Origin of the sequence: Proteus myxofaciens ATCC 19692 (assembly GCF_001654855.1) — a bacterium.
GTDB classification, from domain to species: domain Bacteria; phylum Pseudomonadota; class Gammaproteobacteria; order Enterobacterales; family Enterobacteriaceae; genus Proteus; species Proteus myxofaciens.
Window position 1 is genome coordinate 16155 of record NZ_LXEN01000109.1, and the last position, 26526, is coordinate 42680.

The 26526-nt window shown below is 38.0% G+C and carries 27 protein-coding genes; 6 read left to right on the forward strand and 21 right to left on the reverse strand.

Annotation, left to right across the window (positions count from 1 at the left end):
- Positions 1-134: 134 nt before the first annotated feature.
- The 3 genes from ribH to thiL all read left to right on the forward strand — a co-directional run bounded on the left by ribH (position 135) and on the right by thiL (position 2120).
- A complete protein-coding gene (gene ribH / locus M983_RS11630; protein ID WP_066750722.1) occupies positions 135-605 on the forward strand; it encodes a 6,7-dimethyl-8-ribityllumazine synthase in 471 nt (156 codons plus the stop codon).
- A 28-nt stretch (positions 606-633) separates the two neighbouring features.
- The gene (gene nusB, locus M983_RS11635) at positions 634-1047 is read left to right on the forward strand and encodes a transcription antitermination factor NusB (RefSeq protein ID WP_066750725.1); all 414 of its coding nucleotides are present in this window, start codon (positions 634-636) and stop codon (positions 1045-1047) included.
- Between the two features lie 92 nt (positions 1048-1139).
- Positions 1140-2120, forward strand: a complete 981-nt coding sequence (gene thiL / locus M983_RS11640) for a thiamine-phosphate kinase (RefSeq protein ID WP_066750728.1) — start codon at positions 1140-1142, stop codon at positions 2118-2120.
- A gap of 84 nt (positions 2121-2204) precedes the next feature.
- Here thiL and M983_RS11645 read toward each other — a convergent pair whose 3' ends face one another.
- The 12 genes from M983_RS11645 to xseB form a co-directional block, all read right to left on the reverse strand.
- A complete protein-coding gene (locus M983_RS11645) occupies positions 2205-2540 on the reverse strand; it encodes a zinc ribbon domain-containing protein YjdM (RefSeq protein WP_066750732.1) in 336 nt (111 codons plus the stop codon).
- 437 nt (positions 2541-2977) lie between these two features.
- A complete protein-coding gene (vapC, locus tag M983_RS11650; protein ID WP_066750740.1) occupies positions 2978-3382 on the reverse strand; it encodes a type II toxin-antitoxin system tRNA(fMet)-specific endonuclease VapC in 405 nt (134 codons plus the stop codon).
- Positions 3375-3617 (reverse strand): type II toxin-antitoxin system VapB family antitoxin, encoded by a 243-nt coding sequence (vapB, locus tag M983_RS11655; RefSeq protein ID WP_066750742.1) that lies wholly within the window; start codon positions 3615-3617, stop codon positions 3375-3377. The genes vapC and vapB overlap by 8 nt, the downstream gene beginning before the upstream one ends.
- 118 nt (positions 3618-3735) lie before the next feature.
- Complete coding sequence (gene rbsR / locus M983_RS11660) at positions 3736-4743, reverse strand: ribose operon transcriptional repressor RbsR (RefSeq protein WP_210433244.1); 1008 nt, start codon at positions 4741-4743, stop codon at positions 3736-3738.
- Between the two features lie 4 nt (positions 4744-4747).
- The gene (rbsK, locus tag M983_RS11665; RefSeq protein WP_066750746.1) at positions 4748-5674 is read right to left on the reverse strand and encodes a ribokinase; all 927 of its coding nucleotides are present in this window, start codon (positions 5672-5674) and stop codon (positions 4748-4750) included.
- A 62-nt stretch (positions 5675-5736) separates the two neighbouring features.
- Entirely contained in the window at positions 5737-6627 is an 891-nt protein-coding gene (gene rbsB / locus M983_RS11670) for a ribose ABC transporter substrate-binding protein RbsB (protein WP_066750748.1), read from the reverse strand.
- A 40-nt stretch (positions 6628-6667) separates the two neighbouring features.
- Positions 6668-7633 carry a ribose ABC transporter permease gene (rbsC, locus tag M983_RS11675; protein WP_066750757.1) on the reverse strand — a complete coding sequence of 322 codons (966 nt, stop codon included), beginning with the start codon at positions 7631-7633 and terminating at the stop codon, positions 6668-6670.
- 1 nt (position 7634) lies between these two features.
- Positions 7635-9143: a ribose ABC transporter ATP-binding protein RbsA gene (rbsA, locus tag M983_RS11680; protein ID WP_066750760.1), complete on the reverse strand. Its 1509-nt coding sequence runs from the start codon at positions 9141-9143 to the stop codon at positions 7635-7637.
- 8 nt (positions 9144-9151) lie between these two features.
- Entirely contained in the window at positions 9152-9571 is a 420-nt protein-coding gene (gene rbsD / locus M983_RS11685; RefSeq protein WP_066750763.1) for a D-ribose pyranase, read from the reverse strand.
- A gap of 327 nt (positions 9572-9898) precedes the next feature.
- On the reverse strand, positions 9899-11764 hold the full coding sequence (gene dxs / locus M983_RS11690) for a 1-deoxy-D-xylulose-5-phosphate synthase (protein ID WP_066750764.1): 1866 nt from the start codon (positions 11762-11764) through the stop codon (positions 9899-9901).
- A gap of 65 nt (positions 11765-11829) precedes the next feature.
- Positions 11830-12753: a (2E,6E)-farnesyl diphosphate synthase gene (gene ispA / locus M983_RS11695; RefSeq protein ID WP_066750767.1), complete on the reverse strand. Its 924-nt coding sequence runs from the start codon at positions 12751-12753 to the stop codon at positions 11830-11832.
- Complete coding sequence (gene xseB / locus M983_RS11700; RefSeq protein WP_066750770.1) at positions 12754-13017, reverse strand: exodeoxyribonuclease VII small subunit; 264 nt, start codon at positions 13015-13017, stop codon at positions 12754-12756.
- Between the two features lie 201 nt (positions 13018-13218).
- On the opposite strand from xseB, the gene thiI reads away from it, so the two are divergent.
- Entirely contained in the window at positions 13219-14667 is a 1449-nt protein-coding gene (gene thiI / locus M983_RS11705; protein WP_066750772.1) for a tRNA uracil 4-sulfurtransferase ThiI, read from the forward strand.
- Positions 14668-14725: 58 nt separating this feature from the next.
- On the opposite strand, the gene yajL is transcribed toward thiI, so the two are convergent.
- A complete protein-coding gene (gene yajL, locus M983_RS11710) occupies positions 14726-15343 on the reverse strand; it encodes a protein deglycase YajL (protein WP_066750774.1) in 618 nt (205 codons plus the stop codon).
- The gene (panE, locus tag M983_RS11715) at positions 15312-16232 is read right to left on the reverse strand and encodes a 2-dehydropantoate 2-reductase (protein WP_066750782.1); all 921 of its coding nucleotides are present in this window, start codon (positions 16230-16232) and stop codon (positions 15312-15314) included. Before panE ends, yajL begins: the two co-directional genes overlap by 32 nt.
- Positions 16233-16427: 195 nt before the next feature.
- Here panE and M983_RS11720 point away from each other — a divergent pair, with 195 nt between their 5' ends.
- Positions 16428-16919, forward strand: coding sequence for a YajQ family cyclic di-GMP-binding protein (locus tag M983_RS11720; RefSeq protein WP_066750785.1), 492 nt, complete (start codon positions 16428-16430; stop codon positions 16917-16919).
- 68 nt (positions 16920-16987) lie between these two features.
- Here the strand turns inward: M983_RS11720 and M983_RS11725 are convergent, their stop codons facing one another.
- From M983_RS11725 to M983_RS11755, 7 genes are all read right to left on the reverse strand, one after another.
- Complete coding sequence (locus M983_RS11725; protein ID WP_066750788.1) at positions 16988-18358, reverse strand: MFS transporter; 1371 nt, start codon at positions 18356-18358, stop codon at positions 16988-16990.
- Between the two features lie 181 nt (positions 18359-18539).
- Positions 18540-19424, reverse strand: a complete 885-nt coding sequence (gene cyoE, locus M983_RS11730) for a heme o synthase (protein ID WP_066750790.1) — start codon at positions 19422-19424, stop codon at positions 18540-18542.
- An 11-nt stretch (positions 19425-19435) separates the two neighbouring features.
- The gene (locus tag M983_RS11735) at positions 19436-19768 is read right to left on the reverse strand and encodes a cytochrome o ubiquinol oxidase subunit IV (RefSeq protein WP_066750792.1); all 333 of its coding nucleotides are present in this window, start codon (positions 19766-19768) and stop codon (positions 19436-19438) included.
- On the reverse strand, positions 19768-20379 hold the full coding sequence (locus tag M983_RS11740; protein WP_066750794.1) for a cytochrome o ubiquinol oxidase subunit III: 612 nt from the start codon (positions 20377-20379) through the stop codon (positions 19768-19770). The genes M983_RS11735 and M983_RS11740 overlap by 1 nt, the downstream gene beginning before the upstream one ends.
- Complete coding sequence (gene cyoB / locus M983_RS11745) at positions 20379-22361, reverse strand: cytochrome o ubiquinol oxidase subunit I (RefSeq protein ID WP_066750796.1); 1983 nt, start codon at positions 22359-22361, stop codon at positions 20379-20381. The genes M983_RS11740 and cyoB overlap by 1 nt, the downstream gene beginning before the upstream one ends.
- A 3-nt stretch (positions 22362-22364) precedes the next feature.
- Positions 22365-23315, reverse strand: a complete 951-nt coding sequence (cyoA, locus tag M983_RS11750; protein WP_066750799.1) for a cytochrome o ubiquinol oxidase subunit II — start codon at positions 23313-23315, stop codon at positions 22365-22367.
- A 493-nt stretch (positions 23316-23808) separates the two neighbouring features.
- Positions 23809-24570, reverse strand: coding sequence for a nucleoside-specific channel-forming Tsx family protein (locus tag M983_RS11755; RefSeq protein WP_066750802.1), 762 nt, complete (start codon positions 24568-24570; stop codon positions 23809-23811).
- 371 nt (positions 24571-24941) lie between these two features.
- On the opposite strand from M983_RS11755, the gene dbpA reads away from it, so the two are divergent.
- Positions 24942-26315 carry an ATP-dependent RNA helicase DbpA gene (gene dbpA / locus M983_RS11760; RefSeq protein ID WP_066750805.1) on the forward strand — a complete coding sequence of 458 codons (1374 nt, stop codon included), beginning with the start codon at positions 24942-24944 and terminating at the stop codon, positions 26313-26315.
- Positions 26316-26526 lie beyond the last annotated feature (211 nt).

Genomic DNA, 26526 nt, shown 5'->3' on the forward strand with positions numbered 1-26526 from the left:
GTTATCAGCCAAGTAACTACCTTGATTTATCAAGGATTTTTGGCTCCTTTGCTGTGTGATAATAAAACAGAGCGCAGTAAGGGTAAGAATATGATAAAATCCGCGCCCCGCGGATAGGAGAAAAAAGGTAACCTATGAACGTAATCAAAGGTGTTGTCGCGGCGCCAAACGCACGCGTAGCAATTGCAATTGCCCGTTTTAATAATTTCATCAATGATAGCTTGTTAGAAGGTGCGGTTGACGCACTAGAACGCATTGGACAAGTTTCTTCTGAAAATATAACCGTCGTTTGGGTTCCTGGTGCTTATGAATTACCATTAACGGTAAAAGCACTGGCTGAAAGCGATAAATACGATGCCGTTATTGCATTAGGCACCGTTATCCGTGGTGGAACCGCACATTTTGAATACGTTGCTGGTGAATGTAGCTCTGGCTTATCTCATGTTGCAATGCAAACTGAGATCCCTGTAACTTTCGGTGTATTAACAACAGAAAGTATTGAACAGGCTATTGAACGAGCTGGTACTAAAGCGGGCAACAAAGGTGCTGAAGCCGCAATGACAGCACTTGAAATGATCAATGTACTTAAAGCCATAAAAGGCTAATCATCTGTTTTAACTAAAGGGGAATTTTGTGAAACCTGCTGCTCGTCGTCGTGCTCGTGAGTGTGCTGTTCAAGCTATCTACTCATGGCAATTATCCGGAAATGACATCGCGGATGTGGAATTGGAGTTTTTATCCGAGCAGGATACCCAAGGTGTAGATATTGCTTACTTTCGTGAGCTTTTAGTGGGTGTTGCTATTAATGCAGCTCGCTTAGATAAGGCTATGGCGCCTTATTTATCCCGTCAACTTGAAGAACTAGGCCAAGTTGAAAAAGCAATTTTACGTTTAGCAATGTTTGAACTTAGCTTCCGTCAAGATGTTCCTTACAAAGTTGCAATTAATGAAGCGATTGAACTGGCTAAGGTATTTGGTGCAGACGATAGCCATAAATTTGTTAATGGTGTTCTTGATAAAGCAGCACCAACTGTACGTAAAAAATAATATTTTTCACGTTTCCTCTATGGTAAATCAATAATTGAAGGCCGGTTATTCCGGCCTTTTGTTTACTAAATGTTGCTTAATAGGAATAGATGATGCCTTGTGGTGAATTTGACCTCATCAAACAATACTTCACTTCACAGCCTGTAAAACGAAAAGATGTGACTACAGGAATTGGAGACGATTGCGCAATACTTTCAGTCCCTGAAAAACAGCAAGTTGCAATTAGTACGGATACGTTAGTGAGTGGTATTCATTTTCTTCCTAGTATCTCACCTGAAGATTTAGCTTATAAAGCGCTAGCCGTTAATATTAGTGACTTAGCAGCAGTTGGCGCTGATCCTGCATGGGCTTCTCTCGCATTAACATTACCAGAAATGAATGATGACTGGCTTGAAGCATTTAGCCGGTCTTTTTTTGCACTTGCTGATTATTACGCCATTCAATTAATTGGTGGTGATACAACGAAAGGTCCTTTAAGTTTAACTATTACTATTCAAGGCCTTATTCCACAAGGCACAGCATTATTGCGTTCTGGTGCAAAAATAGGGGATTGGATTTACGTCTCTGGTTTTTTAGGTGATAGCGCTGCTGGATTTGCTGTATTACAAAATCGGTTACAACCATCACAGCAAGAAAATCGTGATTATTTTGTTGCGAGACACTTAAGACCTCAGCCTCGTTTATTACAAGGCCAAGCTTTACGATCTTTAGCAACATCGGCTATTGATATTTCGGATGGGCTTATCTCCGATTTAAATCATATTTTAAAAGCGAGTGGTTGTGGGGCTCGAATTAATTTAGATGCACTTCCTTATTCTTCAGCAATGAAAGCCGAAGTTAGCGCAGAACAAGCAGAAATTTGGGCTTTAAGCGGTGGTGAGGATTACGAGCTGTGTTTTACAGTGCCTGAGATTAATCGTGGTGCTTTAGATATAGCATTAGCGCATACAGGCGCAGATTTTCATTGTATCGGCCAAATTATGCCTATCGCCGAGGGTATTCGCTATTTTCGTGATAGCGAAGAAGTGTATCCAAATCTAAAAGGTTTTGATCACTTTAATACAAATAATTAGGTTTATTTACCTAAACAAAAGGCGCTTTGAGAGCGCCTTTTTGTATATTAATACGGATATTTATTAGTGATTATATTATCTATATTAACTTTTCTTCACAAATTCAGATTTTAGCTTCATTTGCCCAAAACCATCAATTTTACAATCAATGTTATGGTCGCCTTCTACTAATCGGATACCTTTTACTTTAGTACCGATTTTTAACATGGAAGAGCTACCTTTTACTTTGAGATCTTTGATAACAGTAACGGCATCACCATCTGCTAATAAATTGCCGTTAGCATCTTTAACCACTAACTCATCGTTATCAACGACAGGTTCAGCATCGTTCCACTCATAGGCACATTCAGGGCACACATACATTGCACCATCTTCATAAGTATATTCTGAATTGCATTTAGGACAAGAAGGTAATGACATAGTAATACTCTCAAATTTTATCAAAATGGGGAGTGTTAAATCATTTAAATGAAGATAGCACTTGCCCAATAAATTAAGAAATACATTATCGATTAAGGTATAAACCTACAACGCATAGCTTAAAATATCGCGTATATGATAATGCCAAGGGGCAATAGTATAATAGATTTTATCGTAATTTGCATCCCTCGTTCTCTATGTGGTAAATAGTAAGAAAAAGAGAATAAAATATAATACTTAATTAAGGATTTAAAGCATTAATAAACGTTTTATTTGTTTTTTTAATTTATTGATTTACATGTCTTTTATTGTGGATGTTTGTGAAATAAAAATACTATCATATAAAAATAGAGCATTAGTAATAATAGTTATCATCTTTTTGTTAATCACTTACAAAATCAGCAACTGAACTACCCTCAATAAGCTTAGTTTCTAAACTACTGACGAGTCCAATCTTCCACCCTTAATCCCTCTACTCGGTCAAATTCTCGAGTATTATTTGTTACCACAATTAACCCTTTACTTCTAGCATGAGCGGCTATGTGTAAGTCATTATCACCAATACGTTTACCTTGCTTCTCAAGTGTCGCTCTAATATCTCCATAGTGGTATGCCGCTAATTCATCGTAAGATAAAACCATTAATCGAGATACGAAATCATTGATTGTTGCTAAGTTTTTACTTGGATTTAAGCTTTTTTCAGCACCAAATATGAGTTCAGCAAGTGTTATTGTAGAAATAGCTAGTTGCTCAACATGCTGATTAAATTTTGGTAATAAAAATTCAGGCTTACGCTTAATAGTAAAAATAGCAATATTGGTATCTAGCAGGTATTTAATCATCAAAGGATTCTCTTTCGCTTATCACTTGCTCTGGTCTTTCAGATAAAAAATCATCTGTTACAGACTGTTCTGTTAAGAAAAAGCTATCCCATGCATTTTGTATAGGCGTTATTATTCTTTCTTTTCCTTTTACGCGAACAACAACATCTTTCACATTTTCAGGAAAACGAGTTTCAGCAGGTAAACGAACATTTTGTGTTCTATTGCTCATAAAGACTTTTCCATGCAGGATCATAGTAATAACCTCCTCTTAATTATTGCTATATAGCATAAGTATATAGCAACTTGGAGAGGTTACCAAATATACAGAGTGAAATATATACTAAACGTTGTAATTAACTAATAATATGGGATTATTTTTTATAGTCCACAACTGAACTACGCTCAATAAGCTTGGGTGTTAATACTAACGTATTCGCTTTTGCATCAAGATTTTCCATTCTATGAAGCAATTGGCTAATGGCTAATTTGCCTAGTTCATCTTTAGGTTGATGAATGGTAGAAAGAGGGGGGGTCATATAAGGTGCAAGGTCGATATCATCATAGCCAATAATTGAGATATCGCTAGGAATATGTAATCCTTTTTGATAAACAGCTTGATAAGCACCAACCGCCATAGCGTCATTACAAGTAAACACAGCTTGAGGCAGTTTGGGCAATGAAAGTAGCTTTTCCATGGCAGTTAAGCCACCTGAAAATTCAAAATCACTCGTTAATACAAATTCTTTGCGTACTGATAAACCTGCTTTCTGCATCGCATTATAATAGCCTTGTAAACGATGTTTTGCTGGGAGTTTATCTTGAGGACCTGCAATACAGGCTATTTCAGTAAAACCTTTATCAATGAGATATGTTGTTGCGATTTCACCACCTAACAATGAATTATCTTGGATAATATCTCCACCATATTCAAAAGGAGACCAATCCATCATCACCATAGGCAAACGAGGATAACGGCTTAATACTTCACTAGATGGTGCTCTTGATTCTGTACACATCAACAGTAAGCCATCAACACGCTTTTGCAATAATGTTTCAAGACTACTATCCATGCGCTCATAATCCCCTTCTGTATTGCATAAAATAAGGCTGTAACCTTGTTCATAGCAACTGCGTTCAACACCTCTAACCACTTCGGCATAAAAAGGGTTATTACTAGTTGTGACGAGCATACCAATCGTTCTTGTGCAGTTCATTTTTAAACTGCGCGCTAATGCGGAAGGTGCATAGTTTAAAGTTTTTACAGCCTCATTAACTTTTGCACGAATACCTTCGCTGACAAAACGATTATTATTGATAACATGTGAAACTGTTGAAGTTGAAACGCCGGCTAAACGGGCGACATCTTTCATTGTTGCCAAAATATTATGCTCGCTCTTCTAGAAAAGAATTAATTTCATCTCGCCATGGAATAGATGATTGCGCGCCGTGACGTGTCACAGCAATAGCGGCTGCTGCATGTGCAAAGCGAACTGCATCTAAAGAGGATTGACCTTCTAATATTGCAGTTACAAATGCACCATTAAAGGTATCACCTGCGGCGATAGTATCAATGGCTTCGACTTTAAAGCCAGATATAATTTTGCCATCACCTTGTTCACTAAACCAGACACCACGTTGTCCTAGTGTAATTAATACTCGTTTTATTCCTTTACTATGTAAGATATCAGCTGCTTTTTGGGCATTAGCCTCATCTTGTACACAAATTCCTGTTAATATTTCAGCCTCTGTCTCATTTGGCGTAATAATATCAATAAAACTCAGAAACTCATCGGATAACAACTGTGCTGGTGCTGGGTTTAAAACAACGAGTGTTTGGTTCTCTTTTGCTAATTTAGCCGCTTGAAATACAGTTTCTAATGGTGATTCAAGCTGCATTAATAGTGCATCTGCCTTTTTTATTACATGATGATATTGTTCTAAATAAGAAGGGGTAAGAGCACCATTTGCGCCAGAAACAATACTAATAACATTCTCACCGTCTTCATTTACTAGGATCATGGCAACGCCAGTTGGCGTTTTAGGAATAACACGAATAGTATCAGTATGAATATTATCGGTCTTAAGTTGAGAGATAATTTGCCGTCCGATTGCATCATCACCAACGCATGCGATAAACGTAATATCAGCACCACTACGACCACAAGCAACGGCTTGATTTGCGCCTTTACCTCCAAAAGCAATTTGGTAATGATGACCGATAATGGTTTCACCGGGTTTTGGAAACTGTGAAATATTCATAATATGATCAACATTAATACTACCTAGTACAACGAGGCGAGGTGTTGTCATAACGTTTATCCTTGTAAATATGAAGAATAACCACGGAGATAACTCCGTGGCATAAATAGTGGTTATTCTTTTACAACTAATTCCAGTGCAACAGGGATTGTCGGCTCTACCTTTTCCCCTTTTAGAACTTTATCGGCAGTTTGAATACCAATAATACCAATTTGATCAGGGCGTTGTGCGATAGTTGCACCTAGAACACCGCGATTAACCGCTTTAATGCCATCTTCTGTACCATCAAAACCGACAACCAGCACATCAGTTCTACCTGCGGTTTGCAATGCACGTAATGCGCCTAATGCCATTTCATCATTTTGAGCGAAGACAGCTTGGACAGCAGGGTTTGCGGTTAATAGATTTTGCATGACATTAAGGCCTTTTGTGCGATCAAAGTCAGCAGGCTGGCTTGCTAGCAATTTGATTTTATGGCCATCAACAGCTTGTTTAAAACCTTCACCACGTTCACGAGAGGCTGATGTCCCTGTGATACCTTCTAACTGAATAACTTTTGCATCATTACCGACTTTTTGTGCAATATAATCACCTGCCATTTTACCACCAAGCCTGTTATCAGAGGCAACGTGAGTGACAACTTCACCTTTATTGGCAACTCTATCTAAGGTAATTACAGGGATATTGGCTTTATTCGCCATTAAAATAGCATTGCCTACAGCATCAGAATCTGTTGGGTTAATCAGCATTAAACGTGTTCCTTTTACGGTGAGATCTTGCACGTTTGCTAATTCTTTAGCGGGGTTATCCATAGAGTCGAGAACAACTAAATCATAACCTAGTTTATTTGCTTCTTTTTGAGCACTATCTTTCATGGTCACAAAGAAAGGATTATTGAGTGTTGATATAACAAGCGCGATTGATTCTTTAGCAAATGCATTGACACTTATTGTTGCACTTAGTGCAACGGCAGAAAGTAATGTTGCTACTTTTTTTAGTTTCATAATAAAGATTCCTGTCGGGTTTCGGATTGAACAATGTGTGTTATTTTTTGTTATCAACTAAAACAGCAAGTAAGATCACCAATGCTTTTACTATCATTTGATAATTCGATGATATACCTAGTAAATTCAGTGCATTATTTAAGAATCCTAAAATTAACGCACCAATCAATGTGCCCATAATACGGCCTTTACCACCAGCAAGGCTGGTACCACCTAATACAACAGCCGCAATAGCATCTAACTCATAGCCATTACCTGCCATGGGTTGAGCTGAGGATAAGCGTGCTACTTCAATGACACTAGCAAGAGCGGCTAATAATCCACACAGTGCATAAACTGCAATCTTGATTTTATCAACACTAATACCTGATAAACGTGTTGCTGATTCATTACCGCCTAAGGCATAGATATAGCGACCTAAACGAGTGTGGTGTAATAGATACCAAGCGCTCAAAAAGACAATCGCCATTAACCAAATAGGTGTAGGAATACCTAAAGGTCTACCTATACCAAACCAGCTAAAGATATCGGCATTATCGCTAAATCCTGTACTGATTGGACTACCATCGGTATAAACACGGGTAACACCACGTAGTAATAACATCATGACGAGCGTTGCGATAAAGGCTTGAACCTTACCTTTAGCAATAATAATTCCTGTAACGCCACCAATAGCAGCACCTAATACTAAGGCACCAGCCACAGCGACAATAGCATTTACATCAGCGCCTACCATTGATGCTGCAACAGCACCTGTTAATGCTAATAGTGAGCCAACTGATAAATCGATACCTGATGTGAGAATAACTAACGTCATACCGACAGCCATAATCGCATTGACGGAGGTTTGCTGCAGAATGTTAAAAATATTATTTAGCGTAAAGAAATTAGGACTAATAGAAGAAACAACCGCAATAAGAATAAGTAGCGCTATCAGCGATTTTTGCTCAAGTAACCACGCTTTAGAGAACCAGCGTTTTGATGCTGGAATTGAATTTGTGCTCATATCAAACTCCTACTTGTGCGCCATGTTGTTTACCAACTGCGGCTGCCATTAAATTTTCTTGTGTGGCATCTTTATCTAAAAACTCCCCGCTGATATGTCCTTCATGCATAACTAAAATGCGGTCACTCATTCCTATTACCTCGGGCATTTCAGAAGAGATTAAAATAATACTTAATCCTTCTTGCTTAAATTTATTAATTAGTTGATAAATCTCTTTTTTTGCACCAACATCAACACCCCGAGTTGGTTCATCAAGAATAAGGACTTTAGGGCGAGTCATTAGGCCTCTCGCAATTGCCACTTTTTGTTGATTACCGCCTGATAAAAAGCCAATGGTTTGATCCATAGACGGCGTTTTGATATTAAAGAGCTTAATAAAATCACCGACCGTTAATCGTTCTTCTTTATGATTAAGCACTCCCATAGCACGACTAAAATAACGCAGTGAAGTGAGTGACATATTTTCTTTTACTGACATACCAAGCACTAAGCCATCACGCTTTCTATCTTCTGAGATATAAACAATGCCTTGCTCAAGTGCATCTGCGGGTTTTTTGATATGACAAATTTTTCCATCAAGCTCTACGGTGCCATGGGTTTTGGGTAATGCACCGTAGATAATTTTCATTAATTCAGTACGACCTGCGCCCATTAAGCCAGAGATACCTAAAATTTCACTTTCATGGACTGAAAAACTGACATCATGAACATCATGCCCACTAATATGGGAGACTTTTAACTTTGTTTTACCTTGAGGAATATGAATACGCGGATATTGGTCTTCTAATTTACGGCCTACCATCATTTCAATTAATGTGTCTTCTTCAAGCTCAGAGACGGGTTTTTCACCAATAAATTGACCATCTCGTAAAACAGTCACGTCATCGCAAATATCAAAAATTTCTTTTAAACGATGAGAAATATAAACAATGCCACAGCCTTGTTCTTTTAGTTCTCGAATAACGCTAAATAAAGATGCTGTTTCGGTATCTGTTAGTGCATCAGTGGGTTCATCCATGATGATCACTTTTGATCCGAAACTCAGTACCTTTGCAATTTCGACCATTTGCTGATCGCCAATAGAAAGCGTTGAAACTAAACGGTGGCTACGATAGGAAAGATTTAATCGTGCGAGTAATTTATCTGCTTCTGCATACATTTTTTTCCAATCAATAGCACCAAAAGCATGTGTAAATTCACGGCCTAAGAAAATATTTTCAGCAATAGTTAGTTCAGGAATAAGGTTTAGTTCTTGATGAATAATACCAATACCAGCTTCTTGTGATGATTTAGGGCCATTAAAAGAACAGGCTTTATCTTGATAAATAATTTCACCCGCATCTTTTGTGTAGATACCGGTTAATACCTTCATCAATGTCGATTTTCCAGCACCATTTTCGCCGACTAATGCCATAACTCTTGCTGGATAAATACGTAGTGTGGCACCCGATAATGCTTTAACACCAGGAAATGATTTATCAATATCTTTAAGTTCGAGTAATGGTTTCATTTTATTCCTCAAAACGTTACGCCAGAAAAGAGCGTGATATTGGCATAAGGAGAACATTCACCTGTTCTGATGACGGCTTTGTTCTCAGTAAGGTGTTTTTTGAACTCATCATGAGTGGCATATAGGATCTGAATTGGTTTTTTTTGTTGCTGTTCTAATAAATGTAAATAGGTCGTAATTTCACTAAAAAGAATTGGATTTATATTTTTGATTTCTTCAGCAAGCATGACGGCTTCAACTTGCATCTCATGGGTGACGGTTTGTAATACCGACATAAAGTCAGGAATACCTTGCGTTAGTGCAAGATCGATACGCTCTACAGAATTAGGTATAGGTAATCCTGCATCGGCAATAGTAATGGTATCGGTATGTCCTAAACGTGAGATTACGTTAGAAATAGCGCTATTGAGTAATACCCCTTTTTTCATTTTTCTCTCCTTAGCGAAACGTTTCGCTCTCGTTATAGTAGAAAAGAAAAACAACAAGACAAGATGATATTTATCAGATTGTGATAGTGATCGAAACGTTTCGTTTGCTAAATAAGTAAGGAAAAAATATAAGCGATTGAATAGATTAGTGCTGAATGGTTCCAATAAGACATAATGTGATTTTCAGCATGTTTTCATAGAAATGTGATGCTCTACAAAAGATTGATCTCTATGACAGTCATAAAGAGGGAGAAAGTAAACAAGGTGCTATTGCGATAATCTCTCCTGCTGATTATACAGGAGAGATTAATTTGCTAAATAAAAGGGTTACTTAGCTTGATAAGTAAGAATTGAATTTTCAATACCAGAGGCATCTAAGCCTAAGTCTGATCTTATTTCTTCTTGCCCACCTTGTGGTACAAAGGAATCAGGTAAACCTAGGTTTAATACAGGAACTAAGCAACGTTCTTGCATCAATAATTCATTAACACCACTACCAGCACCCCCCATAATCGCATTTTCTTCCAGCGTGACTAAGATGTCATGCTGTTTTGCTAAAGTGAGAATAAGTGATTGGTCTAATGGCTTTATAAAGCGCATATCGGCAACAGTAGCATCTAATTTTTCTGCGACTTCAAGGGCTTCTGGTAATAATGTGCCAAAGTTTAAGATTGCAATACCTTTGCCTTGACGACGAATAACACCTTTACCAATAGGTAATTGAGTCAGAGATTCTAATGGTGCACCTACACCTGAGCCTCTAGGATAGCGTACAGCAACAGGACCTTCTTGATAGTGATAACCAGTATGAAGCATTTGGCGACACTCATTTTCATCACTAGGCGCCATAATCACCATATTAGGAATACAGCGTAGGAATGAGAGATCAAATGCGCCCTGATGTGTTTGACCATCAGCACCAACAATACCACCACGATCTATCGCAAATAAAACAGGAAGCTTTTGAATAGCGATATCGTGGATCACTTGGTCATAAGCGCGTTGTAAGAAAGTAGAATAAATAGCTACAATTGGTTTATAGCCACCAATTGCTAACCCCGCCGCAAAAGTTACAGCATGTTGTTCTGCTATCGCCACATCAAAATATTGAGAAGGATATTCTTTTGAAAAACGTACCATACCAGAGCCTTCACGCATTGCCGGTGTGATAGCCATTAATTTAGGATCATCAGCCGCTTCTTCACACAGCCAATCACCAAATATTTTAGAAAACGTTGGGCGTGCATTAGGACTTTTAGGTAGTGTACCTGTTTGTGGATCAAACTTTGGTACTGCATGCCAACTGATAGGATCTTGTTCAGCTGGAGCATATCCACGACCTTTTTTCGTCATAATATGCAGAAGTTGAGGACCTTTAAGTTCTCGCATATTTGTTAGTGTTTGCACTAAAGCGATAACATCATGCCCATCAACAGGGCCAATATAATTAAAACCTAATTCTTCGAACATGGTACCGGGTACGACCATGCCTTTAATGTGTTCTTCTGTTTTTTTCAGCAATTCTTTAATAGGAGGAAGCCCTGAAAAGACTTTTTTTCCGCCTTCACGTATCGTGGTATATAGCTTGCCAGAAAGTAATTGTGCAAGATGATTATTTAATGCGCCTACATTTTCTGAAATAGACATCTCATTGTCATTAAGCACAACCAGCATATTAGGCTCAATATCACCAGCATGATTCATCGCTTCAAATGCCATACCTGCGGTAATTGCACCATCACCAATCACACACACAGTTTTTCGGCCTAGGTTTTCTTGCTCAGCAGCCACTGCCATACCTAAACCTGCACTGATAGACGTTGATGAGTGCCCTACACACAGTTTGTCGTATTCACTCTCATCGCGCCAAGGAAAGGGATGTAAGCCATTTTTTTGACGAATAGTATCAATACGTGAACGACGACCTGTTAATATTTTATGTGGGTAAGCCTGATGACCTACATCCCATATTAGATTATCAAAGGGTGTTTTATACACGTAGTGAAGTGCAACAGTTAACTCAATAGCACCTAAACCTGAGGCGAAGTGACCACTTGAGCGGCTAACACTGTTAAGAAGAAATAGCCTTAGCTCATCGCAAAGTTTGGGTAAGCTCTCTTTAGGGAGAAGGCGTAAATCTTCTGGAGTTTCAACCAACGCCAATGTGGGATATTTTTCGATATCAATGCTCATGTGATGCCTATTAATTAATCACTTGAAATAGGGAAAGAGCAGTAAGCTACTCTCTTTATTTTTTATTAGTTTTTCCGTTCGACGATAAAATTTGCTAGTTGTTTTAGCATGGCGGTATCGTACCCGTATTGTTCAATAAACGCTAAGGCATCCAGTGCTTCGTTATACAATTCTTGCGCTTTCTTTTGAGCTTGCGCGAGTCCAAGTAGGGCAGGATAAGTGCTTTTTCCTGATTGCTGGTCACTACCTTGACGTTTCCCTGTTTCTTCTGTTGTGCCAATAACATCTAAAATGTCATCTTGTACTTGGAATGCAAGGCCAATGGAATATGCATATTTATCTAATGCAGGAAGAACATCACGGCCTTTTTGACCGGCACTGTAAGCGCCAAGTCGAACAGCTGCACGAATTAATGCACCTGTTTTATGTAAATGGATTTTTTCAAGAGAGGCAAGGCTGATGGATTTATCTTCTGCTTCAAGATCAAGTGCTTGACCGCCACACATTCCAGAAAGACCACTTGCTGTTGCTAATTCAGCAATCATTGCAACACGATCTGCCATCGCCACATCTGGCATTGATTTTTTTGCTAAAATTTCAAACGCTAATGTTTGTAATGCATCACCTGCCAAAATAGCGTTAGCTTCACCAAACTCGATATGACATGTTGGTTGTCCTCTGCGTAAATCATCGTTATCCATAGCAGGTAAATCATCATGGATTAGCGAATAAGCATGAATACATTCAACTGCCGCCGCAGGGACATCGAGATTAAGTGCGGGAATATTAAACATTTCACCGACAGTATAGACAAGGAAAGGGCGTAAGCGCTTACCGCCTAATAATGCACCATAATGCATAGCACGGCCTAAAGGCATATCAATAAAAGGAAGTGCAAGTAATGCTTGATCTAATGCCTTATCAACACGTTGATGAGCTGAGCCTAATTTTTGACGGAACGCATCCGTATTTGCAGTAGCATTACTCAATTATTCAGCCTCTTGAATAAATTCATCAGGAGTAGCATCGTCATCATCTTTTAATAAAATGCGGACGCGTTGTTCTGCCTCTTGTAACGTTTTTTGTCCAACACGGGCTAGACGAACGCCATGTTCAAACTCATTTAACGCTTCTTCTAGAGGTAGTTCACCTGATTCTAAGCGATTGACGATTTGCTCAAGTTCTTGCATAGATGCTTCGAAACTTGGCGTTTTTGTGGTGTCTTTGTTAATTGATGTCGTTTTCTTAGCCATAATATTTTTGATAATAAAGCATGTTGCTGCTGAATAATAGTCACCATCTTACTACAATTGATGAAAAATTTTATTATTCAGTCTGTGATTTTTGCGGGTGAGCCCCAAATATTGGTGTTATACTCTGTGACTTTTATAAACTCCAGTCAATCAACATCACTGTAGTTTATGTCTTTACTTAATAACCTATGACCATTGACTATGAAGTTTATCATTAAATTATTCCCCGAAATCACTATCAAAAGCCAATCAGTGCGTATTCGCTTTATCAAAATTCTAACGAGTAATATCCGCAATGTACTAAAAACCGTTGGTGATGATATTACCGTTGTCCGCAATTGGGATAACATTATTGTTGTCAGTAAAGATGAAAGCAAAAGCGCGGATGTTTGCGATGCATTAACACGTATTCCTGGTATCCATCACTTTTTACAAGTAGAAGAACACAGCTATACCGATTTACATAATATTTTTGAGCAGACATTTGCGGCATTTAGCCATTTGGTCGAAAACAAAACATTTTGTGTACGCGCCAAACGTCGTGGTAAACACAGCTTTACCTCTAATGAAGTTGAACGTTATGTTGGTGGCGGTTTTAACCAACACGTTGAAAGTGCCAAAGTTAAATTAACGCGTCCTGATGTGACAATTAATTTAGAAATTGAAGATGACAAACTGATTTTAGTCAATGCAAGATATGAAGGCATTGGCGGTTTTCCTATTGGCACACAAGAAGATGTATTATCGCTGATTTCTGGTGGTTATGATTCTGGTGTTTCAAGCTACATGTTGATGCGTCGTGGTAGTCGTGTTCACTACTGCTTCTTTAATTTAGGTGGCTCAGCTCACGAAATTGGTGTGAAACAAGTTGCTCATTATTTATGGAACCGCTTTGGTCGTTCTCATAAAGTGCATTTTGTGGCGGTTGATTTTGAACCCGTGGTCGCTGAAATTTTAGAAAAAGTTGAAGATGGTCAAATGGGTGTCGTACTAAAACGTATGATGGTACGAGCAGCCTCTAAAGTTGCTGAGCGTTATGGCGTGCAAGCCATCGTAACCGGTGAAGCCTTAGGCCAAGTTTCAAGCCAGACATTAACTAACTTACGTCTTATTGATAATGCGACAGATACATTAATCTTACGTCCTTTAATTACGCATGATAAAGAAAACATCATTAATATCGCTCGCCAAATAGGAACTGAAGATTTTGCACGCACTATGCCTGAATTCTGTGGTGTTATTTCAAAAAGTCCAACAGTAAAAGCCGTTAAAGCGAAAATTGAAGCAGAAGAAGAGAAATTTGACTTCTCTATTCTTGAGCATGTTGTCGAAAATGCCAAAAATATGGATATTCGTCGTATTGCTGAAGAAACAGTTCAACAGGTGACTGAAGTTGAAATGGTCTCTGAATTTGGTGATAACGACGTTATTTTAGATATTCGTTCACCTGAAGAGCAAGAAACTTCGCCACTGGCATTAGAAGGTGTGCAAGTTAAAGAAGTGCCTTTCTATAAACTCAGTACGCAATTTGGTGACTTGCCGAAAGAGAAAACTTATTTGCTCTATTGCGATCGCGGTATGATGAGTCGTTTACAAGCGCTTTATTTACGCGAGCAAGGTTTTGACAACGTAAAAGTATATCGTAAGTAATAAGATAAAAACGATGTGATATATGAATATTTAAAGCCACGTTTAAAGTGGCTTTTTATTACTTAATTTGTTCTCCAGTCCATTCATCTTGGTAATTATAAATACCAGGAGGCAGAATAAGCTGTTTAGCAACATCAGCGGCAACTTCTTTACCTTTTAAGCGTTCAATGATTTTTAATGCAAAATCAACAGCTGTTGCTGGTCCTTGGCTTGTAATTAGATTGACTCTTTCATCAAAATAAACACGATAATCAACCCATTTTTTTGGTGAGATCTTATCTTTTAATGCAGGAAAACCTGTCATATTGCCAATAGGATAAATATTATGAAATTCAAGTACCATTGAAGGGGCGGCACAAATAGCGGCAACAAGTTTATTTTCACTTTGCATTCTACGCACTTTTTCAACCACTAAAGGACTATTTCTTAGTGTTTCTGCGCCTTGTAACCCACCAGGTAAAATAATGACATCATAATGGTGATCTACAACGCGAACTAAAGGTGCATTAGCAATTAATTTAATACCTCTTGAACAGGTAATGGTGAGATCATCAACATCATCTTCTGCACTGGCAAATATAACATTAATACCTGCTCTTACTAATAAATCTGCTGTTGTAACAACCTCTATTTCTTCACTTCCATTAGCTAGGCAGATGAGTGCTGATATGGTCATAATTGCCTTCCTTTTGTTTTATAAATTGAAAAAGATAGTTATTTTCAGGTAATACAAGACCTTGTGCTGAGGCGCGACGAATTAAATAACCAGTAATATAATCAATCTCAGTATGGCGCTGATATTTGACATCTTGGTACATTGAAGAATAATTATTTGATGTAAGCTCTATCGTATCAAGAATATATTTATAAAGATGAGATTGAGATGTAGGTATTACACCTTCACGTTCCATCACTTGATAAACCTCATCACATACAGCTTGTACATGTTCAGAGTGCTGTAATAGTTCACCATTACGACACTGATAAAAAACCGTTAGCGGATTAATAACGCAATTAACGGCTAGTTTTAACCAGCTTATTGTATGAATATCATTATGCCAAGCAACATCAGGAAGCGCGTTATGCAATACCTCTGCTAAATCGCTATATTGACGAGCGGATGCATTCAAAGGACCAATATGCGTGATACCTTCAGCAGAATGAATAATATTTTGCCCTTGTTGATAAGCACCATGAGTCGTAATACCTTGTAAAAAAGGCCTTCCTTTTGTACTTTCTGATACTGCTAATTCATCAATTGTACCCATACCATTGTGAATAAGTAGAATCGGACATTGTGCCCGAAGAAAAGGAATAAGTGCATTCACGGCATCTGAAACTTGCCAAGATTTTAAGCAAACAATAAGGAGTTCGCTTTCTGATAGCCATTCTTTTTGATTTGATAAAATACGCAGCTGAAAAGGGCTATGATTAACCGAATCAACGTTTACGTCTAGAAAAGGTTGAGGAATTCTTAACCATCCTTGTACATCATGGGATTGCTGTATTAAACCTGCAATCCACAGTTTACCTATAGCACCACATCCTAATACGGTAATTTTCATCCTGTCTCTTCTTTTGTATCAACCTAAACAGGTTTATTCACTATGACGTTTAAATTATAACATTGATTTTTACATGTTGTTTAATACGTTTCTTTCTTGTATTCAGTATTAATTTGATATTCAGTGCGCAATACTTTTTTGCAATGCTAAAAACAGCTATCATTTATATTGTTTTTATTTATTGAGGAAGAAAGAATGCCATCTTTTGATATCGTATCTGAAGTTGACTTACATGAAGTGCGTAATGCAGTTGAAAATGCACAACGTGAACTGACGACTCGTTGGGATTTTCGTAATGTTGAAGCAAGCTTTGAATTAAATGAAAAAGCAGAATCCGTTAAAGCAACCAGTGAGTCAGACTTTCAGGTACAACAGTTGTTAGATATTCTGCGTGAGAAAATGGCAAAACGAGGGATTGATGGTGCAGTTTTAAATATCCCTGAAGAGATGACTCATAGTGGAAAAATGTATAGCGTGGAAGCAACGCTAAAGCAGGGAATTGATACTCCACTTGCTAAGAAAATTGTGAAATTAATTAAAGATAGCAAACTTAAAGTACAAGCACAAATTCAAGGTGAACAAGTGCGAGTGACAGGTAAATCTCGTGATGATTTACAAGCGGTGATGAAATTGGTGAGAGAAGGTGAATTAGGTCAGCCTTTCCAATTTAACAATTTCCGCGATTAATATTAATCAGTAATGAAAATGCGCTATAACTGAGAATTCGTTATTAGCGCATTTTTAGAATTATCTACTTATAGCGTAGTGACTAGTGACTCTAATGTTTTTCTTGTTGTCAGCTTAGTATCTACTTTAATATAAGCACTTTGCTCATCTGCAATTATTACGGCTTCATTTACGCCTGGTTGTTGTTTAAATATATGCTTGAGTTTATCTTGTTGAGCTAACGATAAGCTTTTAGGCAACTCAATACGTAAACTACTGACATAAGGCGGTTGGCGTAAGGTTAAACTCACAATAAACCAAATAAAGCCAATAAATAGACATCCACCAAATACGGTTTGAGCGTCATAATGCTGGTAAAGCCAACCTCCTAATATCCCACCTAATGCCACACCAAGAAATTGGCTGGTGGAATAAATTCCCATTGCTGTTCCTTTATAACCCGCTGGTGCTTCTTTACTGATAAGTGAAGGCAATAAAGCCTCCATAATATTAAACCCAATAAAGAAAACCTGAATACCAGCAATAATTAACCATAGTGTTGCATCTGCACTGATTAAAATCGCTTGAGCAATAATTAAAAAGAAAATACACAAAAGAAACACTTGCTTCATTTTTCGCTGTTTTTCAGCATAAATAATAAAAGGAAGCACAGTAATAAAGGCAATAAGCATGGTAATAAGATAAACAATCCAATGTTTTTCTGGTGATAAACCTGCGTTACTCATAACAAGAGGAAGGGCAACAAATGCTGACATTAATAATGTATGTAGTGAAAAAATACCGAAATTTAATTTAAGAAGTTGTGAATCAAATAAGACTTTTTTGACACTACCACGGACAAATCCTGATTCGCGATTAACAATATGGTTTTCACTATTAGGTACTGTGAATAGCGTAATAATAATACCACCAAAAGCGAGTAGGGCAATTCCCCAGAATAAACCATTCAAACCAAAGATATGTGTTAATACAGGCCCTAATACGAGTGCGAGAGCAAATGTTATTCCAAAGCTAATACCAATAAATGCCATCGCTTTAGTGCGATTTTGTTCTCGAGTTAAGTCAGATAATAATGCCATAACTGCCGCTGATATCGCACCTGCCCCTTGTAATGCGCGACCAATAATTACACCATAAATATTAGTGCTTAATGCCGCAATAATACTGCCAATGATAAAAATGATTAGCCCAAATATAATCATTGGTTTTCTGCCAAATTTATCAGAGAAGAAACCAAATGGAATTTGAAATATTGCTTGTGTTAACCCATAAATACCAATTGCTAATCCAATCAGTGACTCAGTAGCATACTGTAATTGAAGGCCGTAAGTGGTAATGACAGGAAGTACCATAAACATGCCAAGCATGCGAAGAGAGAAAACTGTGCCAAGTCCCCAAGTTGCTTTTCGCTCGAGAGGGGTCATTTTATTATCATTCATGGATTACCTCATATTACTGATGCCCTCATTGTAATGGCATTTTTCCGTGAGGTTAATCAATAAATGGCATAAAAAAAGGACAAAATTGTACTGATATCACCTTGAAAGGCAATCGCAAATAAAAAAGCCAGTCACAATATGACTGGCTTTTTTGTTTTCTGCTGTTATGACTGAATTTGTCTTATCTTAAATAAGCAAGAACCGTTTCCGTTGAACTAGTTGGATCAACAGACATCATAACGCTTAATGATGTGATGGCGACAATTGAGAAAATAAATAATTTTCTTGCCCATACTTTATCATTGGTTGCTTTATAACCCGATAAAGCCATGCCTAACCACCATATACTGACAGCTGATGCAACAATCAGATATTTATAACCTGCATAGCCAACGAGAGTTAGCATTAAGGTCGCAATCATAAAGGCCAAAATATAAAGAATAATATGGCGTTTAGCGACAGAGATACCTTTAATAACAGGTAAAACAGGGATATTTGCAGCTTGATAGTCTTTAAAACGGAAAATAGCAATGGCATAAGAGTGAGGCATTTGCCATAAACTAAAGATCAGTAATAGGATAACTGCACCTGCATCAAACTCACCACTGACAGCACAGTAACCAATAACAGGTGGTGCAGAGCCAGATAAGCTACCGATTAATGTGCCATAAACAGATTTACGTTTCATGTAGAGGCTATAAACCCCAACATAAATAATAAAGCCGAAAACAGCGATAGACATTGCCAGAGGGTTGGCTGCTACATAGAGCAGCACAACACCCGCAATACCTAATACTGAGGCATAAATCAGACTAGCTGTGGGATTGATTAATCCTTTAACTAATGGACGATTCTTCGTTCTTTCCATGATTCGGTCGATATCACGGTCAATATAGTTGTTAAAAACACAACCAGAAGCAACGACCAGAGACACACCAAGTAGAGTCGCGAAAAATAGGGGGTAGTCAATCTCGCCTTTTGAGGCGAGAAGGAAACCACCTATCACAGAAATTAAATTTCCGAAGATAATTCCTGGTTTGGTGACTTGTAGGTATTGCTTAATCATAGTAACAACTCTTAATCCATCATCATATTGATGTTCAGATTGTACATAATCCACAGTGAGCCTATTACGACAATACCAATAATAAGCAATGTGAACAGAAATGCGACGACATTCCAACGCTCTTCTGATGATGTGTTCATATGTAAGAAACAAACTAAGTGAACAACAATTTGTACAACTGCCATAGCGACAACAGTCCACAGAATTGTTGATGGTGTAGCTGTTCCTTCCATTACCATCCAAAACGGAATAACGGTAAGGATAACAGACAGAATGAAGCCAATAAGGTAAGACTTCATACTACCGTGGCTTGCGCCTGAAGGAGAGGTATTTGAATGACTCATTACATAGCCCCCATCAGATAAACGACAGTGAAGACACAGATCCAAACAACATCAAGGAAGTGCCAGAATAGGCTTAAGCAACTTAAGCGAGTACGGTTGACTTCAGTTAAGCCACGACGAGAAACTTGGATCATCATAATCACAATCCAAATTAAGCCTGCAGTAACGTGAAGTCCGTGTGTTGAAACTAAAGCGAAGAACGCAGATAAGAAACCACTACGATCTGGGCCATAACCTTCAGAGATTAATTCATGGAATTCGTAGACTTCCATGATGACAAAGCCTAATCCGAATAAGAAAGTAACAAATAGCCAAAGGTTAACTTTAGCAACACTTCCTTTATTCATGCTAAGCATGGCAAAGCCAAAAGTGATACTACTAAATAGTAGTAAGAAAGTTTCAACTAAAACAAAAGAGAGATTAAAGATATCTTTACCTGATGGGCCACCCGCTGTTCCGTTAACCAGTACGGCATAGGTTGCGAATAAGCTTGCAAACAGAATAAGGTCGCTCATTAGGTAGATCCAGAAGCCGAATACTTTCGTCGCCCCTGCATCGTGATGCCCATGATCCTCATGGGCGTTTGTGTTATGTAAAGTTTGAGTAGACATTATTTCACACCTGCTTTTTTCAGTTCTTCATAATGCTTATTCTCGATAGCTTCAATTTCTGGAACTTGTACATAGTAATCAACATCGGTATCGAAGCTTTTTACAATCCAAGTCACAATCATGCCTGCGAAGCCAACGATAGCTAACCACCAGATATGCCAGATCATGGCAAAACCAAAGATTAAGCTGAATGCTGAAATAATCACACCTGCGCTAGTATTTTTAGGCATATGGATTGGTTCATATTTAGCTGGGCGCTGATAAGCAGTGCCTTTTTCTTTCTGATCCCACCACTCATCACGAGTTTGTACGTGTGGCTCTGTAGCAAAGTTATAGAAAGGTGCTGGTGATGAAATAGACCATTCAAGCGTACGACCACCCCATGGGTCACCTGTTAAATCACGGTTTTGGTGACGATCGCGGATACTGACGTAGACTTGAATAACTTGGCAAAGAATACCGAGTGCGATTAATGCAGCACCACCCGCAGCAACCATCAGCATGAGATGGAACTCAGGGTTGATATTTTGGCTTAAACGACGAGTCATACCCATAAAGCCAAGAATATACAGAGGCATAAACGCCATGAAGAAACCGATAAACCAGAACCAGAATGCACGGATACCCCATTTCTCATTAAGTGTGAAACCAAATGCTTTAGGGAACCAATATGTCATACCAGCGAAACATCCAAATACCACACCACCGATAATAACGTTATGGAAGTGAGCAATTAAGAATAAGCTGTTATGTAAAACAAAGTTTGCACCAGGAACGGCAAGCAGAACACCCGTCATACCACCAACTGAGAAGGTGATAAGGAAACCGATAGTCCATAACATCGGGCTTTTATATTCGATACGACCTTGATACATCGTAAACAGCCAGTTAAATATTTTAACTCCTGTCGGTACAGCGATTATCATTGTAGCGATACCAAAGAAGGCGTTGACGTTCGCGCCAGACCCCATGGTAAAGAAGTGGTGTAACCAAACAATAAATGACAATACGGTAATAACAACGGTTGCACCGACTAATGAGGTATAACCAAATAGCCGTTTTTTGGAGAAGGTCGCTGTCACTTCAGAGAAGACACCAAACACAGGAAGGACAAGAATATAAACTTCTGGGTGACCCCAAGCCCAAACAAGGTTGATATACATCATCATGTTACCGCCCATATCATTGGTAAAGAAGTGCGTACCAAGATAGCGGTCTAGCGTTAGAAGTGTAATCGTCACGGTTAAGATTGGGAATGCAGCAATAATCAATACGTTAGTACATAACGCAGCCCATGAGAACACCGGCATTTTCATCATGCTCATACCAGGTGCACGCATACGTAAGATAGTAGCGAAGAAGTTCACACCCGTTAATAGTGTACCGATACCGGATATCTGTAAACTCCATATCCAATAATCGACCCCGACACCTGGGTTATACTCCAATCCTGAAAGCGGTGGATATGCTAACCAACCTGTTTGTGCGAATTCACCCACACCTAAAGAAAGGTTGATAAGAACAACACCGACAACGAAGAACCAGAAGCTCAGTGAGTTTAGGAATGGGAATGCCACATCACGTGCACCAATTTGTAGTGGTACAACGAGGTTCATCAGACCCACAACGAAAGGCGTTGCCATGAAGAAAATCATGATAACGCCATGTGCAGTAAAAATCTGATCATAGTGATGAGGCGGTAAGAAACCGGCTTCACCCGCAGAGGCTAAAGCTTGTTGGCTTCTCATCATAATCGCATCTGCAAAGCCACGTAACATCATGACCATTGCAACGACAATATACATAATACCAATTTTTTTATGGTCAACAGAAGTCAACCATTCGCTCCATAACCACTTCCATTTACGGAAATAAGTTAATAAGCCAACAACAGCAAGCCCACCAATAACAATACCTAGTAAAGTAAATACAATAATAGGTTCGTGTAGTGGGACTGCGTCAAGAGTTAATTTTCCGAACATGCCTTATTCCTCTGCTCCTGCATGTGCCGCGTGGCCCATGTTCATATTCATTTCTGCATCAGGATTTGCAGTATGATTAGCGCTTGTGTGAGCACCGTGGCCTGTATGACCAAATTTAGAAATGACTTCTTGGAATAATTTTGGTTTCACACTTGAGTAATATGCCACTGGGTTTTTCTGGCTTGGTTTAGCCAGTTCATCGAAAGCGGCCATAGTGTCTAGCGTATCTGATGACTGCTTAACTTTCTCAACCCATGCATCGAAACTAGCACGATCAGGTGTAGCTATTGCTGTAAATTTCATATCAGAGAAGCCATGTCCGCTATAACTCGCTGACATACCTGGATATTCACCTGGTTCATTTGCAATAAGATGCAGTTTGGTTTGCATTCCTGCCATCGCATAGATTTGACCACCTAAACGAGGGATAAAGAATGAGTTCATAACAGAGTCAGATGTGATTTTGAAATTCACAGGAACATTGCTAGGGAATGCCAGTTCGTTAACTGTTGCAATGCCTTGTTCTGGGTAGACGAATAACCATTTCCAATCCATTGAGATAACTTCAATGGTGACTGGTTTTTCTGTTGATACAAGTGGTTTGTAAGGATCAAGCTCATGGGTTGTTTTCCATGTGATGCTTGCCAAAATCACGATAATAATAATTGGTACAGTCCAAACGACAAGTTCAATTTTATTAGAGTGAGCCCAATTAGGGCGGTAAGTGGCTTTAGTATTGGATTGGCGGTAACGATAGGCGAAAACGATCACCATTAGTATTACCGGTATCACAACAATCAACATTAAACCAAGCGCTATTAGGATTAATGTTTTTTGCTCAGCGCCGATAGCGCCCTTGGGATTCATCAATGCCATATCGCAACCGCTCAATAATAGAGCCGCTGCTAATAGCGATAATGTCCCAATACTTTTTATGTATTTCATAAGTCTCATCCAACGACCCAAATGACAAAGGTTCTATTGTTGTTTCATCAGTATCAGTAAGGGCATTTTACGGTAAGGTTGCGACAGTGTAAACAATTGTAATGGTAAGTAAGTGGTTGGTTGGTGTTTTGTGTTAATGTGATCACAAGTAATTAAATTATTATATAAATGTTAATTTAACCTGTGGGTATTAACTATACTTTCATAAATTAGCATGTTTATAAAATAAATACATGATTTTACGAACAAAACTGTTATGAATATGTAAGAAAATGTGTTTGGTTTCCTTTTAAATAATTGAGTGAATGTTAGTAATTAATAGCATAGATATTCATTATGGCAAATTTTAATATATGAAATTTAAGATTAAATAATCATTATCATTATTTGTTATTCTTTTTTTGATTTTTTAGGCTTAAAAATCAGTTTTTTTACTAAGTCTTTAAAAACACTTCCTGTGAATAAAAAGGTATTCACAGGAATAAAAATTAACAATTTTTCATCAAAAGTTATATTTCAAGCTATATACAACACCATCCTGTAAGAAATCTTCTCCTAATTTATTGTGGGCGTAGCGGTACTGAACTCCAGTCGTGATTGAGTCGGTTGCATGCCACCAAAATGCGATAGCACCATTTATCCCATTACGGCCACCATTGCCATAGTTTTTATCACGATCGAATTCCATTTCGTGCCAGTTTGTTATGCTAAACTTTTGATTTTTAACATTAAAATCATATCCTGCAACCCAGCCAACAACATAACCGTTATTTCCTGAATAAAAAGTTTGGTCAACATAATGAAGCGCGACAAAGGGTTTAAACCATAAATTTTGGAAAAATGTGTTATAGCCAATACCATAAAGCGTATTTACCTCATGAAAATTGCCACCATATTCTTTCGATGGCAGTGACCATGTGCCATAAACATGTCCATAAAGGTTAAAACCACTTTCTGCTAAATAAATGCGAGTCGTTGTTTTAAGTGTATAGCGCTGATTATGTCCAGGTTCTGTTTTTCTACGATTAAAGGGATTTTCTAAATCAAAAAAGCCATAAAACTCACCCCATGAAAAATTAGCACCACCTTCAAGCTCTAGATAGGCGAAGTCATCTTTATGGGATGAGTTTCCTGATTTATGCGTTGTGTGAGAGGTCCAATCAAGGTAGTTGATGCTGGTATTAGCAAATCCGCCTAAGTAATCTGCATGGGCTGATAAGGCAAATGTACTGGCAATGAAGAGAAGAGCAGTTTTCTTGACCATAAAGTATCTTTAAGTTTAGTGATTGATTATAAAAGAACATAAATTAAGTTTTATTACTTGTTTAAAATTATAGTTTATTTAAACAGTCATTGTAGTTAATTATATTGAATTTATGATCAATTTCTAGAATTTTGATCCGAATTTAGAATATCGGAATTTTAGTATTGTTTAGTTTCTTTTTATAGTTTTTATAAGTTATGGTATTTTTTTATTGAATAAGATGTATTTTCTTCAATAAAAATAATGGAAAAAGATGTTTTGTGTTATTGCGGATTGTTGGCAAGAAAAATACCTCACGACACCACCATTAAGGGGTAGTATCATGGCAGGAATTTTGTTTTTCACTTTACCCTTTATTTGGAATTTTTATTGTGACTTCATTTGCTGAACTTAATGCGCTTCCTGCTGAACAACTGGCTAATCTTAATGAATTAGGCTATTTAACTATGACTCCAATTCAAGAAGCTGCACTGCCTGCTATTCTTGAAGGAAAAGATGTTCGAGCTCAGGCAAAAACAGGAAGTGGCAAAACAGCAGCTTTCGGATTAGGATTGTTGCAACATATCGATGCGAAACAATTTAATACGCAATCTTTAATATTGTGTCCAACAAGAGAGCTTGCTGATCAGGTCGCGAATGAATTACGTCGCCTTGCTCGTTATCTACCCAATATTAAGGTATTAACACTTTGTGGTGGGATTCCTTTTAGCATTCAGCGTGATTCTCTTATCCATGCTGCACATATTATTGTTGCGACACCGGGTAGATTGCTAGATCACCTTAAAAAAGAAACTGTCACATTAGATGATGTGAAAACACTCGTTCTTGATGAAGCAGATAGAATGCTTGATATGGGCTTTTTTGATGATATCAATGACATCATTTCTCGTATGCCAACAGAACGTCAAACACTTTTATTCTCAGCAACTTGGCCTAATGAAATTGCAAAAATAAGTCGTCAAATTCAAAAAAATCCTATTGCTATTGAAACCGATACGGTTGATGAACTACCTGCGGTAGAACAACAATTTTATGAAATTTCGCGTTATGGAAAAATGGGCTTATTACAAAAGCTGTTAAGTCGTGAGCAACCTGCGTCATGCGTTGTTTTTTGTAATACAAAAAGAGATTGCCAAGATGTTTATGAAGCATTGACTGAAAGTAAGCAAAGTGTACTCGCATTACATGGCGATATGGAACAGCGAGAAAGAGATCAAACGCTTATTCGGTTTGCTAACGGAAGTTGTCGTGTATTAGTTGCCACTGATGTTGCTGCGCGTGGGTTAGATATTAAAGCGTTAGAAATGGTCATTAACTATGAATTATCATGGGATCCTGAGGTTCATGTTCACCGCATAGGTCGTACAGCAAGAGCGGGAGAAAGTGGGTTAGCAATTAGCTTTTGCGCACCAGAAGAAATTCAACGCGCAAATGCGTTAGAAGAAATGCTTAATATCAAATTAAATTGGTTACCAGTACCTACTGGATTAACAATTATCCCACTAGAAGCCACTATGGCAACCCTTTGTATTGATGGCGGCAAGAAAGCCAAAATGCGTCCTGGTGATATTCTAGGCGCATTGACTGGCGATATGGGATTAAATGGAGCTGATATTGGTAAAATTCTGATTAACCAAACCCATGCTTATGTCGCTGTTAAACAATCTATTGCTAAACAGGCTTTGAAACAATTGCAACAAGGTAAAATTAAAGGCAAATCAGTGAAAGTGAGACTATTTAGATAATCTGCATTTACTTTAATCATTGATAAACTTGATAAAATAAGTCAGCAAATAAAAAATCCCATGTCATTACATGGGATTTTTTATTGCGTAGTTTATAGTGTTAAATAAGTGTTCTTCTTAAGAAATAAGCTATTAATATTCTGTCTTTTTCAGTGCTAAATAATCAAGTAGCGTACCAAATACTAGAGAAATAGCACCAACAATAACACCG